The sequence below is a fragment of the Rickettsiella endosymbiont of Miltochrista miniata genome (genome assembly GCF_964031245.1).
Classification (GTDB): Bacteria; Pseudomonadota; Gammaproteobacteria; order Diplorickettsiales; family Diplorickettsiaceae; genus Aquirickettsiella.
The window spans coordinates 951,794-966,838 of record NZ_OZ035017.1; the positions used below are offsets into that span (position 1 = coordinate 951,794).

Below are 15,045 nucleotides of genomic sequence, written 5' to 3' on the forward strand. Positions count from 1 at the left end.
TTTATTGTAACTTAACCTAACTTTTTTTGTGTTGAAAATCCAGCTAAACTAATCGCAAATTTTCGTAATGCATGCACGCCAGTTGCTTCGGCTTGTTTACACCACTCTTGTAACGCTTCTAATAGTTCGCGTTGCGTCGCGGTGGTACGACCCCAAATTGCCTGCAGTTTAAGGCGATACTGATACACTAGCGCCAACATATGATGATTATCCATCACTTCCGCGATCTGCTGTTTACCTTCTTCATTTAATAAAGACTCGGTACGAATGAGTGCGACCTTGGCTCGCTTTAATAAGGCTTTACTGCTGGTATTGGCTTTTAGTTTTTCTTCATGTAACACCGGTAATAATACCTCGCGACTATAACGCGCCAACACTTGAAAACGATTCGTAATCAATGCCGCTAAGGTATCTGCGTCGACAAGTGACTTACCTGGGATATTCTCAAGTTTAGGTGATACGCGTTTAACCTTAGATAAACCTAAAAATTGTAATAAGCGGATATACACCCAACCCATATCAAACTCCCACCATTTCACCGAAAACTTAGCCGAGGTTGGAAAGGTATGGTGATTATTATGCAATTCTTCACCGCCAATAAAGGCACCTAAAGGGATGATGTTTCGCGCCGCATCCGGGCATTCAAAGTTTCGATAACCCCAATAATGACCGATACCATTCACCACACCGGCGGCAAAAAAAGGTATCCAGGCCATCTGTAAAGCCCAGATAGTAATTCCAGGAATACCAAATAAAACCACGTCAATAACAAACATCAGTGCAATACCCGCCGCGCTATGCTTGGTGTAAACATGTCGTTCTAACCAGTCATCCGGCGTCCCTTGACCATATCTGTCCATCGTATCTTTATTTTTAGCTTCGGCACGATACAGCTCTGCACCTTCAAAAAATACTTTTTTAATACCTCGGGTTTGTGGACTATGCGGATCTTCATCGGTTTCACACTTAGCATGATGTTTACGATGAATAGAAACCCATTTTTTGGTTTCCATACCCGTGGTCAACCAGATCCAGAAACGGAAGAAATGACAGATGGCGGGGTGCAATTCTAACGCACGATGCGCCTGGGATCGGTGCAAATACACCGTCACGCCCACGATAGTGATATGCGTTAATATCAATAAGGCAATGACATAACCCCAAAATGATAAATTCAATACACCGTATAGTATTTCCACAGTAACCTCTTGTATTTTAATGCTAACCTAAGTCACTCTTAGTATAGTCAAAAAGCTTTTTTATAAAATTTGATTCTTATTCTTGTTTATATTCGATTAACTTGACCACTTTTTTCACACCGGAAGACTCTCTCGCTATCGATACCGCTAAATCAGCTTGCTTCGGTGTCGCTATCCCTAATATATACACCACACCGTTTTCAGTGACTATCTTAAAATTATTGGATTTAAGCTCTCTACTCGCAAACATCTTGGTCTTAACCGCTGAAGTGATGCCCACATCTTGGGCACGTCGATAGACTGTTGTAGGGATGCCGAGGGCAATTTCATTAAATACACGTCGGACTTGCGGGATGCTTTGGGCATAGTGTTCTGCCTTCGCTTTTAATTCCTCATCATAGGCCTGACCGGTTAATAAGATCACCTGATTATAACTCACCGCGGCGATATGTGTTTCGGCATTTAGCACCGGATCATTCGCCAATTTTCTGTTGATTCTAAAGTTAATTTCCTCATCGGATTTAATCGTATTAATAGGACGCGGATCCGTCACTAAACCACCCGTGGTTGCACTACCCGCCACAAAAGCGCCTGCCAGACAACCTTGTAACCCCAGTGATAGGATTAAAATAACAAAGATTTTTCTCATTTCGTTTCCTAGCCTCTAATAAACAGGATGGTTAATGGTAAAAAAAACCGCCTTGGCCAGCCAAATTAACTGACTGGGAAATAAACCTAGAACGAGGAGTAGTATAGCATTAATACTCAGTGCAAGGTAGGCATCGGGCGCTACCAGTAAGCACGGTGTAGTGGGTGCAGGCTCCTCAAAATACATCACTTTTATGACATTAATGTAATAATAAGCGCCAATTATAGCAAAAATAATGGCCAATGTGGCTATCCAGAGCAGATGTGCTGAAATTAGGGCTTCCAAGATACCTAATTTGGCAAAAAAGCCAATCGTGGGTGGAATTCCTGCCATAGAAAACATCGCCAGCAACATCATCAGCGCTAACCAAGGATTACGGGCATTCAGTCCTCTTAAGTCACTAATGTGCTCAACCTGTCCTGATTGACTCATCACCACCAATAAGCCAAATGCGGCCAAGGCCATCAGGCCATACGCCAACATATAAAACAGACTCATGGCATAACCCATCGCCGTACCGGCGACTAAGCCAAGTAAGCCATAGCCCATATGCGCTATGGCGGAATAAGCCAACATACGCTTTAAGTTGCTTTGCACGATAGCCACTAGGTTACCCAAACTGAAGGATAAAATAGCGATAACCGCTAATAAGGGCTGCCAATAGCTGAATAAGCTAGGCATGGCATCGACTAATAGCCGGATTGCCAGTGCTAAACCGGCTATCTTCGGTGCCGCACTGATAAACAAAGTAACTGGCGTGGGAGCACCTTGATAGACGTCAGGAACCCAAAGTTGAAAAGGTGCCGCCCCAATCTTAAATGCGGTACCCGCTAGGATAAAGATAAGCCCCGTGCTCAAAAGCACATGGGATTGCCCACCCACGAGTAAAGCCTGATGTATCGTAGGCAAGATTAGAGAATGCGTGGCACCATATAATAATGAGAGTCCATATAAGAATAAGCCTGAAGCCAATGCGCCTAAAATAAAATATTTCATCGCCGCTTCTGCTGCCTGACTGGATTGACGTTGTAAAGCCACCATCGCATACAGCGGAAAGGATAATAGTTCTAAACCCAGATACAGACTTAATAAACTATTCGCCGACGTCAATACCAACATACCCAGTATTGAAAATAAACCCAATAAATAATATTCACCCGAATGCATATGTAACTGTTTAATCGCATCACGGGCATAAACAAAGGCAAATACACTGAATATCAAAATGCACAATTTAATAAAATAGGCAACCAGATCCCAAGTAAAATGTTGATGAAACAGAAATTGCGCGGGTACATGCTGCAGATGCATCACTAACGCTAGCGTAATAACGAGACTTACTTGCGTCGCACTATAGGTAAGTAAACTGGATTTCTGCTCCACAAATAATTCGAGTAACAAGATCACACATGTCATCAACAATAAAGCGATTTCAGGAGTAGCAGGAAATTGAAGTAATTGTTGTAATGTCATCATAATTTAGTTTGCAAACTCCAATGTAAAATTGAGTCTATGGAAGCATGCATGATTGTCAACAAAGGAGCGGGATAAATACCAATAAAAAGAATCGCCACCGTTAATAAAATAAACACCAGTTTTTCAAAACCATGGATATCACTACTTTCAGCCACTAAGGGATTAGTAATTTCACCAAAAAATACGCGCTTGTACATATAAAGTGTATAAGACGCACTGAGAATTAATGTAGTGGCGGCTATCGTAGTAATCCAAAAACTGGCTTGCATGGCACTGAGGATGATCATGAATTCGCCGACAAAGCCGGACGTGCCTGGTAAGCCGACATTCGACATAGCAAACAACATGAAAAAAGACGCCAATAAAGGCATACTGGTGGCAAGCCCACCATAATCTTTGATCTGACGACTGCGAAAACGATACGCCAACATCCCCACCGCTAAAAACATCGCGCCTGAACTAAACGCATGAGAAATCATTTGTACCATCGCCCCTTCCAAACTCATATACGCCATTAAGGTGTTATGACTATGTTTCATGATGGCAAATAGCATAAAACAACCGAGCACCACAAAACCCATATGTGCAATCGAGGAGTAAGCAATTAAACGTTTCATGTCCACTTGTGCCAAGGCGACCAAACCAATATAAACGATAGCAATCAAGGCCAGCGCTATCATAAAACCATCTAGTAAACGACTCGCGTCTGGAACGATTGGCAATGTAAAGCGCAGAAAACCATAGCCTCCTAGCTTTAACATTAATGCCGCCAACACCACTGAACCACCGGCGGGTGCTTCGGTATGCGCATCCGGTAACCAAGTGTGTAATGGCCACATTGGAATTTTTACGGCAAACGCAATTAAAAAAGCGACAAAAATCCATACTTGCACCGGCATGGTCAATTTTATCGGATAAAAATGCGTAATCAAAAAATCATGCTCTGGGTTATGCACACCGAGATACAATAATGCAATCAACATCAATGCCGAACCGAAAAAGGTATATAGGAAAAATTTTATCGATGCATAAGAACGATTATCACTACCCCACACACCGATACTTAGATACATAGGAATAAGTATCGCTTCCCAAAACACATAAAATAAGATCGAATCGGTCGCAGCGAATGTTCCTATCATCATGCCTTGCATGAGTAAAAACGCCGCCATATATTGCGCAACCCGCAGAGTGATACTACGCCAAGCCGCTAAAATAACCAGTAAAGTCGTAAACACCGTTAATATGATCAGTGGTAAAGAAATACCATCGACACCTAAAGCGTAATTAATATTGTATACCGTTATCCAAGGAATATTTTCTTGAAACTGCATACTGCTAAGAGCAGGATTAAAATCCAAATACAACGGTACACACAATAGTAACGTAATCAGTGAAGTGATTAAAGCAATCACACGCGCGCGCTGAGGATAACGATCACCATTAACGGCCACCGCCAGCACACCGCCTAATACCGGCAACCAAATAAGTAAACTTAATAAATGGTTGTGTATGAACAAAGCTAATAAAGTTAAAAACATTCTTATACTACAAATTTATAAGGAATAAACCAATAAAAAAATAATGATTCCCAACACCATAATAAACGCATATTGATAAATGTAACCCGATTGCAGACGACGTAATATATTAGATAACCAACTAATACGCCTTCCTGATCCATCAATCAGTTTTTGATCGAGTACATTCGCATCAACATTAAAAAATAATTTTGCTAAGCGCCGACCACCGTTCGCAAATACGCGCTGATTAAATTCATCAAAACCATATTTATTCACCAAAACTCGATACAACCACGCAAAATGTTTTTGTGTCCAAGCAGGAATGGCAGGAAATTGACAATAACAAAACCACGCCAACACGATACCTAGGACAGAAAAAATAGTTGCCGTACTTAATATTTGCTCAGTGGTCATCATCTGATGATTAGGTAGCACGCTCAGACTACCAGCAAGTAAACCCGGAACATTTAAAAAAGGCGGCATTAATAAAAACCCGGCTATCGCTGAAGGAATCGCTAAAACAATTAAACTGAACTTAACGATAGCCGTGGTTTTTTGATAATGTTGGACGGGTATGCGCGCTTGGCTATGAAACACCAGGAAAAAGGCACGAAAAATATAAAATGCGGTGACCCATGCACCGATTAGCACACAATAATAGGCATAAGATGCGGCAGGTAAAGTCGATGCATGCACTGCATCGATAATAGCATCCTTAGAATAAAAACCTGAAAAAGGCGGTACTGCCGCCAATGCTAAGGCGCCGACCAAAAAGCAACCATAAGTCAACGGCATCACTTTCGCTAAGCCGCCCATTTTACGAATATCTTGTTCATGATGCATGCTTAAGATGACGGAGCCTGCCGCTAAAAATAATAATGCTTTGAAAAAAGCATGTGTCACTAAGTGAAACATGCCTGCCGCATACGCCGAAGCACCCAAACCAACCATCATATAACCCAGTTGCGAAAGCGTAGAATAAGCAATGATGCGTTTAATATCGTTTTGCACGATCGCCACTAAGCCCATAAATAACGCGGTGGTCGCACCTAAAATTAAAATAAGATTTAACACGCTCGGTGCATATTCATATAAAGGCGAGAGACGTGCGACTAAATAAACACCGGCGGTAACCATGGTAGCCGCATGAATTAATGCTGAAATAGGTGTAGGACCTTCCATGGATTCCGGCAACCAAACATGCAACGGTATCTGTGCAGATTTTCCCATTGCGCCAACAAATAACAGAAAACAAATGACTGCAATAACCGAATAAGAAGTATGTGGAAAAATACTGATACTGGCGTCTTTCAATGCAGGTGCAGCATGAAAAACTTGGTAATAATCTAAACTACCAAAATAATTAAATAATAGCGCAATGCCTAAAAAGAACCCAAAATCGCCGACACGATTCACCAGAAAAGCTTTTAAACTTCCGGCATTCGCCGCTTCGCGCTTAAACCAAAAACCAATCAACAAATATGAAACCAAACCCACTGCTTCCCAGCCAAAAAATAACTGCAGAAAATTATTCGCACTCACCAACATCAACATCGCAAAAGTAAATGCTGACATATAACTAAAAAAACGCTTATAACCTGGATCGCCGGCCATGTAGGTAACACTATAAATATGCACTATCAATGAAATAAACGTGACGATAAGAAACATCACTACGGTTAACGGATCAATTAAAAAACCGATATTAAAGCGAAATTTACCGGTCAAATCCCACAAATAAAGGTTTCCGTCATAAGCGCCCGCGTGTAAAAAAAAGATTTGGTAAGCAAAATACAGTGATAAAGCGAATGAAACAGCAACACCTAAAATAGTGATCGTATGGGCCAAGCGATCACTCACACGTTGACCACCTAAACCGGCAAATAAGGCGCCCACTAAAGGGCACAATACCAATGCGAGGTTGATTAACTGATAATGATTCATTACCAACTACCCCTTCAAACGATTTAAGGCATCGACTTGTATGCTATGTCGGGTGCGGAATAAAACAATCAATATCGCTAAGCCGATGGCCGCTTCAACAGCGGCCACAGCCAACACAAAAAACACAAACACTTGGCCGGATAAATCCGCAAAAAAATGTGAGAATGCGACAAAATTCATATTCACGGCTAATAATAGTAGCTCGACGCACATCAGTAAAATAATGATATTTTTCCGATTGATTATCAATCCGAGTAAACCCAAGCTGAATACGATAGCGGCGAGTATTAAGTAATAATTTAACGGAATCATTTTTTTCTCTCGGCTGGCATTTTTATAATTCGTAATCGATCCGAAGGCTTCACTTTTAATTGTAATTCAGGCGCAATCGCTTTATTCAAACGCTTTTCACGAAAACTCAAGGCGATGGTCGCAATAATACCCACCAGTAATAAAACACCGGTAATTTCAAAGGGATAGGCATACTGCGTATACAGTACATCTCCTAAGGCTTGTGTATTACTCGCATCTTGAGACAATGGCAGCAGGCCGGGAGTACCCGAAAGCGGAAATACCGCGTAGATCAATAATGCCAATAAGATCAGCACACTGATAACCGCAAAAAATAGATAACGCACGTGGATAGGTTGCTTTTCTGCACTAGCAATATTCAGAGTCATAATGACGAATAAAAATAGCGTCATGACCGCGCCGACGTACACTAAAACCAAGATTAAACCTAAAAATTCTGCTTCTAATAATATCCATAAAGCGGCAGCAGCAAAAAAAGCCAGCACTAAAAACAACGCGCAACGAACCGGATTACGCGAAATTATCGTCATTAACGCCGCGCCAATTAACATTGCAGCGAATAAGAAGAAAGCACCTTGTTGAATCGGAAATATCATAAATAAATACTTAAAATTTAGATTGCCGCGCGCTGCGCGCTCGCAATGACGAAAACCAACCATCCCTCATGACGAGCTCACGAAGTGAGCGTGGCCATCTTAGATTGCCGCGCGCTACGCGCTCGCAATGACGAAAACCAACGTCATGGCGAGCGAATGGAATGAGCGTAGCCATCCAATGACGAAAATCAACGATAAGGGGCATCTTCTTTCCTTTCTTCCGCTATCTGTTTTTCATATTTGTCACCAATTGCCAGCAACTTTTCCTTAGTCATAATTTCTTCGCCACGATTTTCAAAATGATAATGTGGAATATTGGTTTCGACGATGGCATCTACCGGGCATGATTCTTCGCAAAATCCACAATAAATGCATTTAAATAAATCGATTTCATATAAGGTCGTGCGTCTGGAACCATCATCACGTGGCTCTGCTTCAATCGTAATTGCCAACGCCGGACACACCGCTTCACATAATTTACAGGCAATGCAGCGTTCCTCACCATTAGGGTAACGACGTAATGCATGTAAACCGCGAAACCGGACTGAACGTGGCGTTTCCTCTTCGGGAAATTGGATCGTGACTTTTTTCTTAAAAAAATGTCGGCCGGTCACACCCAGTCCCTTAAAAAGTTCCCAAAGTGTGAAGGTTTTGATGAGCTGTACGATTTTTCTTAACAAGTTCATACGTTAAACCAAGGACCCCATTTAAATTGTACAGCGACCGCCACCACCGATATCCAAAGTAAAGTAACCGGAATTAACACCTTCCAACCCAAACGCATTAATTGATCGTAGCGATAACGGGGAAAAGTTGCTCGCGACCAAATAAAAAGCCCCAAAAAACTAATCATTTTTATAAAAAACCAAATGATACCGGGAACCCATACGAATGCCTGATCTAACCCCGCAATACCTTGAAAAGGTGATAACCAACCCCCTAAAAACAATAAGCTGGCAATGGCTGAAATCAAAATCATATTCATATATTCAGCGAGAAAGAATAAAGCAAAACTAACGCCTGAATATTCGACATGAAAACCCGCTACAATTTCGGATTCACCTTCCGCTAAATCAAAAGGAGCGCGGTTGGTTTCAGCGATTCCCGAAATCCAATAGCAAACAAATAATGGTAGTAATGGTAACCAATACCAATGCCAAATGCCGCCTTGTTGGCGAAGCACAATATCATGCAGATTCATACTGCCCGCTGCTAATAAAACACCGACAAACGAAAAGCCCATGGCAATTTCATAAGAAATGGTCTGCGCCGCTGCTCTTAGCGAGCCCAGCAAAGCATATTTAGAGTTAGTCGCCCAACCTGCTATTAAAATGCCATATACACCCAACGAAGTAATCGCAAATAAATAAAGTACACCGGCATTAATTTGCGTTAATGCCAAACCTTCGCTAAACGGAATAACTGCCCAAGCGGCTAACGCCGGGGCGATGGTAATAACCGGGGCTAAAATAAATAAATAACGATTCGACGCGGTGGGAACAATGATTTCTTTGGTAATCAACTTAATCACATCGGCTATGGGCTGTAGAAAGCCTAAGGGCCCCACCCGATTCGGTCCTATCCGCGTTTGCATATAACCGATACCTTTACGTTCAATAAAGGTTAAGTACGCAACCGTTAGCAATAAAGGGATGGTAATGACAACTATCTTGATCAAGATCCAAATTAATAATACTAAATCATTCAGCATAGAGTTTAACCTCGCCAAATGATTCGCCTAAAGCGGCAGTTTCTTCACAACCGGCGGCAATGTAAACACACTGATCAGGAATACCTGCTTGTATCGACAGCGGTAATAAAACCTGGCCTACGCCTTGTTCGATACGAATTAATTGACCAGAAGTAAAATTTAATTCATTGGCTAATGTGGGATTCATGGCAACAGAAACCGGATCATTCGTTGCTGAAGCTTGTAACGCTAACGATCGACGCACTAAACTATCGACACTATAAATAGGCCACTCACTGACGCGTGTTATTTTGTTTTTGTCCTGTTGCGAAGTTTGCATCACATTAAAGTCGATGTTTAGGTTTTGTGTATCGAGCTTAGCGGCAAGCTGAGCGAGTCCAAGATATTCTAGTAATGTTGGCTCCAGCTCTTCACGAATAAAGGCATGATCGGATCGGTTAAAATCAGCTAATTCCAAACTATTGCCTAATGTCTGAAGGATTTCCCATCCTGAACGCGACTGCACTAACGGCGGTATCGCTGCTGAAAAGCTTTGCCAACAACCCGCCATATTGATAAAGCTACCTTCAATCTCAGCAAATGTTGCCATCGGTAAAATAACATGCGCATGATCTAACAACGATTTCGCTTTAAACGGTGATAAAGCTAATACAAAATCGGCTTGCTTTAACGCCTTGCTAACCTGTTGCGGATTAGCGCAATCTAAAGTGGGCTCGATATTTAATAGCATAAACGCGCGTAAATCCGCATTGAGCATCTCAGCAGCGGATAAACCAGGTTCAGCAACGGAAACACCGCACGGCAAACGATGGGGTATAGCGCCGGCTAAGCTAGCGCCCGCGCTATTCGCACCTTCGCTTAAAGTCACACAACGTGCGCCGGCCTGCTGAGCAATAAACTGCGTTAATAATCGAATTAAACTTGCTTGTGGATGGTTATGTGCCAAGGCGCCCAATACGATCAGCGTATTTTCGGACGCTTTTAATTGTTCAGCCAAATCACTTTGTATGGGACTGGCTGGGATCGCAGCAAACGCCGCCAGTGATTTTTCATCATCCGCCACCGCTCTAGCAATGCTCAATAAAGTGGGTACGAATGTATCCGGACTCACGCGCCAGTTTTCATGCAATGCAAAAGGAACACTGACATCCACACAATGCAGACTCGCAATTTTTGTGCCTGTTAAATTCGCTTTGCGCAAGCGATGCGCCGCTATCGGTTGTTCACGTCGAATATTCGAACCTACCAACCACACAAAATTGGCCTTTTCGAATTCAGACAACGTGATCCCCAGCGGGCACAGCGCTGAGTGCATTTGATCCGATACATCGGTTTGATGCAAACGATGATCAATATGCGGCGACCCCAAACTACGCAATAATTTTTGGAAAAAATAAAATTCTTCTGTCGTACAGGAAGGCGAAGCCAAACCTCCGATAGCTTGAGAACCGTGTGTTTGCAGAATTTTTTTAAATTCAGTCACCACTTTTGCTAGCGCGGTTTCCCAATCGACAATAAACCATTGTCCATTTTCTTTAATGTGCGGTTTTGTTAAGCGTTCTTTACTATGAATGCCGAGATAACTATATCGATCCCGATCCGATAGCCAAGTCTCATTGATCGCTTCATTCTCACGTGGCACTGCCCGCATCACTTGTTCGCGACGTGTATGTAAATAAATATTAGAGCCCAAACAATCATGCGGCGCTATGCTAGCGGATTGTTGTAATTCCCAAGCACGTGCAGTAAAGCGAAAGGGTTTCGACGTGAGCGCACCGACAGGGCAAAGGTCTATAATATTTCCTGATAATTCTGATTCCAAACTATGTTCGATATAGGTGCTGATTTGTAAATCTTCGCCACGATTCAGTGTGCCTAATTCTTTAATTCCAGCAATTTCCTGACCAAAACGCACGCAACGGGTACATTGTATGCAGCGTGTCATTTCAGTTGAAATTAAAGATCCCAAATTATCATCTTTGACGGAACGTTTACCTTCAGTAAACCGTGACAGCGAAGAACCATAACCTAAGGAAAGATCTTGTAATTCGCATTCGCCGCCTTGATCACAGATGGGACAATCTAAAGGATGGTTAATGAGTAAGAATTCCATCACTGAACGTTGCGCTTCTTTGGTTTTTGCTGATGTCGTATAAACTTTCATACCCGCTGTTACTGGCGTCGCGCAAGCCGGTAACGGTTTTCCTGATTTTTCAACTTCGACTAAACACATGCGACAGTTGGCAACGATGGAAAGCTTTTTATGATAGCAAAAACGTGGAATATAAATACCCGCTTTATCGGCCGCTTCTATAATAGTGGTATTTGGCTCGACGTGTAAGGTACGACCGTCTATTTCAATGTCTATCATCGTTTCATTTCTCACTGAAGCTGTCATGGCGGAGCGTGGCCATCTTGGATTGCCGCGCGCTCCGCGCTCGCAATGACGATCTAAATTCTTCGCGCTCGCAATGACAAAAAAACCAACGATCCGTCATGGCGAGTTCACAAAGTGAGCGTGGCCATCTGGATTGCCGCGCACCTACGGTGCTCGCAATGACGATCAAGATTCTACGCGCTCTCAATGACGAGCATTTGGAGTGACTAATCATGCAAATCACCAACAGGGCAACGTTTATGTTCAATATGCTCAATAAAATCATTCCGAAAATGCTTAATAAAACTTTGCACCGGCATCGCCGCCGCATCACCTAAGGCACAAATGGTATGCCCTATAATCTTGCCTGCCACACTATCTAACAAATCCAAATCACTCATTCGTCCTAGGCCGTGTTCAATACGGTGTAACACACGCCACATCCAGCCGGTTCCTTCGCGACAGGGAGTACATTGACCACAGGATTCTTCTTTATAAAAATGCGCAATACGCGTTAAAATTTTCACCATGCAAGTAGTTTCGTCCATAATGATCACTGCGCCAGAACCTAACATTGAACCTGCTTTGGCAATCGAATCATAGTCCATGGTTACATTCCACATGGCTTCAGCCGTTAACACCGGCATAGACGATCCGCCTGGAATCACTGCTTTTAAGCTTCTCCCGTCTTTCATACCACCCGCAAGTGCTAATAATTCTTTAAATGAAATGCCTAAAGGCACCTCAAAATTACCGGGCTTATTAACATGGCCAGTGACACTAAATAATTTACAGCCGCCGTTGTTAGGTTTACCTAATTCTAAAAACCATTGCCCGCCCTTTTGTAATATCACCGGAACCGAAGCTAAGGTTTCAGTATTGTTTATCGTTGTCGGACGGCCGTATAAACCATAATTCGCTGGGAAAGGGGGTTTAAAACGCGGAAAACCTTTCTTTCCCTCTAAAGATTCCATTAAAGCGGTTTCTTCACCACAAATATAAGCACCGGCGCCTAAATGGTTATACAGTTGGAAATCAAATCCGGAATCTAAAATATTAGCGCCCAATAAACCGGCCGCATACGCCTCTGCTATCGCGGTTTCACAACGTTCAAAAGGTTCATAATATTCACCGCGTATATAATTATAACCCACGCTAGCACCCATCACATAAGCAGCTATCGCCATCCCTTCAATGAGTTGATGCGGATTAAAACGTAAAATATCGCGATCTTTGCAGGTTCCCGGTTCTCCTTCATCGGAGTTACACACGATATATTTTTGACCCGGAGCGCCGCGCGTAATGAAGCTCCACTTTAAACCCGTCGGAAACCCTGCCCCACCACGACCCCGTAAACCAGAAAGTTTTAGTTCAGCAATAATTTGTTCTGCAGGCGTTTTTTCTTTTAAGATTTTTTCCCAGACTTGATAACCACCCACGCGCCGATAATTCTCGAGACTCCATGGCTCATCAAACTGCAGGGTTCGGAAACAAATATCATTCGCCATCTAAGTTATCCAAGATTTTATCTAATTTTTCGGGTGTTAAATCTTCATAATAACGTTGTCCGATGTGTACTACCGGGGCGTTTGCACACGCACCTAAGCACTCGACTTCGCGTAAGGTAAATTTTTCGTCAGCAGTGGTTTCGCCCAGAGTAATGTGCAAACGATTTTGCAAATGCTTAACAATTTTGTCACATCCGCTCAGCATGCAAGAAACATTGGTACAAACCCCAATCTTATGCCGACCTATCGGCTTGAGTTCATAAAGCGTATAAAACGTGGCGACTTCATAAGCGGTCACGCGTGACATCTCTAGATAATCAGCCACAGCATCGATTAAATCTTGAGATAAATAACCACCATTATAATCCTGCGCGAGAGTCAACGCCGGTAACACCGCCGATTGTCTGCGATCCGGCGGATATTTCTTGGCCCATTTCTCAATAGCGATTTTTAATGCTTCAGGCAATAGGTCGCTTTTGTTATTCGTCACACGCTTCATCGATCGATTTCACCAAATACGATATCAAGACTGGATAGTATAGCGACTAAATCGGCAATCATGTGTCCAGAAACTAATTCATTTAAAGCTGCCAAATGCGGAAACCCCGCTGCGCGTATTTTAACCCGATAAGGTTTGTTAGCGCCATCCGATACCATATAAATTCCAAATTCCCCTTTAGGATGCTCTATCGCGGCATAGGCTTCACCCGGTGGCACGCAATAACCTTCGCTAAAAAGCTTAAAATGATGGATCAAGGATTCCATATCCTCTTTCATCTGCAAACGCGTCGGCGGCACCACTTTATGTTCAGTCAGTGTGACTGGGCCGGGATTCGCGCGTAACCAACGCACACATTGCTGAATTAAAGCGTTCGATTGACGCATTTCTTCGATTCGCACTAGATAACGATCATAACAATCGCCTTTGCTACCTATCGGTATATCAAAATCTAACTCGTCATACACTTCATACGGTTGTTTTTTGCGCAGATCCCAAGCGACGCCCGAGGCGCGTAAAATTGGACCCGTGCAGCCTAATTGTAAAGCGCGTTCCGCCGATAATACACCAATACCGACAGTTCGTTGTTTCCAAATGCGATTATCGGTGAGTAAGGTTTCGTAATCATCAATCAGCTTGGGAAATCGAGTAATAAAACTTTCAATAAAGTCTAATAAACTGCCTTCGCGATTGGCATTCATCTCACGTGTTTCTTTTTCATTATGCCATTGTGAAGGTTTGTATTGCGGCATTTTATCCGGCAAGTCACGATACACGCCTCCCGGTCGATAATAGGTTGCGTGCATACGCGAACCTGACACGGCTTCATAACAGTCGATTAAATCTTCACGTTCCCGAAAGCAATATAAAAAAACCGTCATCGCACCGATGTCCAAGGCATGTGCACCTAACCACAATAAATGATTCAAGATGCGCGTAATCTCGTCAAACATGACTCGAATATATTGGGCACGTTTCGGAGGCGTCACACCTAATAATTTTTCTATCGCTAAAACATAGGCATGTTCATTACACATCATGGACACATAGTCCAAGCGATCCATGTAACCAATACTTTGGTTATAAGGTTTTGATTCGGCTAGCTTTTCGGTCGCACGATGTAATAAACCAATATGCGCATCTGCCGATTGAATGACCTCACCGTCTAATTCTAAAATTAAACGCAACACACCGTGCGCGGCAGGATGCTGCGGACCAAAGTTTAACGTGTAATTACGTATTTCAGGCATG

General features: G+C 42.8%; 13 protein-coding genes. All 13 read right to left on the reverse strand.

Annotation, left to right across the window (positions count from 1 at the left end; genetic code table 11):
• Positions 1-11: 11 nt before the first annotated feature.
• Positions 12-1,193 carry a DesA family fatty acid desaturase gene (locus AAHH40_RS04350; RefSeq protein WP_342220799.1) on the reverse strand — a complete coding sequence of 394 codons (1,182 nt, stop codon included), beginning with the start codon at positions 1,191-1,193 and terminating at the stop codon, positions 12-14.
• Positions 1,194-1,275: 82 nt separating this feature from the next.
• The gene (locus AAHH40_RS04355; RefSeq protein WP_342219471.1) at positions 1,276-1,848 is read right to left on the reverse strand and encodes a BON domain-containing protein; all 573 of its coding nucleotides are present in this window, start codon (positions 1,846-1,848) and stop codon (positions 1,276-1,278) included.
• Between the two features lie 15 nt (positions 1,849-1,863).
• A complete protein-coding gene (gene nuoN / locus AAHH40_RS04360) occupies positions 1,864-3,324 on the reverse strand; it encodes an NADH-quinone oxidoreductase subunit NuoN (RefSeq protein ID WP_342219472.1) in 1,461 nt (486 codons plus the stop codon).
• A complete protein-coding gene (locus tag AAHH40_RS04365) occupies positions 3,321-4,865 on the reverse strand; it encodes an NADH-quinone oxidoreductase subunit M (RefSeq protein ID WP_342219473.1) in 1,545 nt (514 codons plus the stop codon). Before AAHH40_RS04365 ends, nuoN begins: the two co-directional genes overlap by 4 nt.
• Before the next feature lie 15 nt (positions 4,866-4,880).
• Entirely contained in the window at positions 4,881-6,791 is a 1,911-nt protein-coding gene (nuoL, locus tag AAHH40_RS04370; RefSeq protein ID WP_342219474.1) for an NADH-quinone oxidoreductase subunit L, read from the reverse strand.
• A gap of 6 nt (positions 6,792-6,797) precedes the next feature.
• The gene (gene nuoK / locus AAHH40_RS04375; RefSeq protein ID WP_342219475.1) at positions 6,798-7,103 is read right to left on the reverse strand and encodes an NADH-quinone oxidoreductase subunit NuoK; all 306 of its coding nucleotides are present in this window, start codon (positions 7,101-7,103) and stop codon (positions 6,798-6,800) included.
• On the reverse strand, positions 7,100-7,699 hold the full coding sequence (locus tag AAHH40_RS04380) for an NADH-quinone oxidoreductase subunit J (protein ID WP_342219476.1): 600 nt from the start codon (positions 7,697-7,699) through the stop codon (positions 7,100-7,102). Before AAHH40_RS04380 ends, nuoK begins: the two co-directional genes overlap by 4 nt.
• Before the next feature lie 188 nt (positions 7,700-7,887).
• Positions 7,888-8,385: an NADH-quinone oxidoreductase subunit NuoI gene (gene nuoI, locus AAHH40_RS04385; RefSeq protein ID WP_339049501.1), complete on the reverse strand. Its 498-nt coding sequence runs from the start codon at positions 8,383-8,385 to the stop codon at positions 7,888-7,890.
• On the reverse strand, positions 8,382-9,410 hold the full coding sequence (gene nuoH, locus AAHH40_RS04390; RefSeq protein ID WP_342219477.1) for an NADH-quinone oxidoreductase subunit NuoH: 1,029 nt from the start codon (positions 9,408-9,410) through the stop codon (positions 8,382-8,384). Before nuoH ends, nuoI begins: the two co-directional genes overlap by 4 nt.
• Positions 9,400-11,808: an NADH-quinone oxidoreductase subunit NuoG gene (gene nuoG / locus AAHH40_RS04395; protein ID WP_342219478.1), complete on the reverse strand. Its 2,409-nt coding sequence runs from the start codon at positions 11,806-11,808 to the stop codon at positions 9,400-9,402. The genes nuoH and nuoG overlap by 11 nt, the downstream gene beginning before the upstream one ends.
• A gap of 206 nt (positions 11,809-12,014) precedes the next feature.
• The gene (nuoF, locus tag AAHH40_RS04400) at positions 12,015-13,295 is read right to left on the reverse strand and encodes an NADH-quinone oxidoreductase subunit NuoF (protein WP_342219479.1); all 1,281 of its coding nucleotides are present in this window, start codon (positions 13,293-13,295) and stop codon (positions 12,015-12,017) included.
• Complete coding sequence (gene nuoE / locus AAHH40_RS04405) at positions 13,285-13,794, reverse strand: NAD(P)H-dependent oxidoreductase subunit E (RefSeq protein ID WP_342219480.1); 510 nt, start codon at positions 13,792-13,794, stop codon at positions 13,285-13,287. Before nuoE ends, nuoF begins: the two co-directional genes overlap by 11 nt.
• Entirely contained in the window at positions 13,791-15,044 is a 1,254-nt protein-coding gene (locus tag AAHH40_RS04410; RefSeq protein ID WP_342219481.1) for an NADH-quinone oxidoreductase subunit D, read from the reverse strand. The genes nuoE and AAHH40_RS04410 overlap by 4 nt, the downstream gene beginning before the upstream one ends.
• Position 15,045 lies beyond the last annotated feature (1 nt).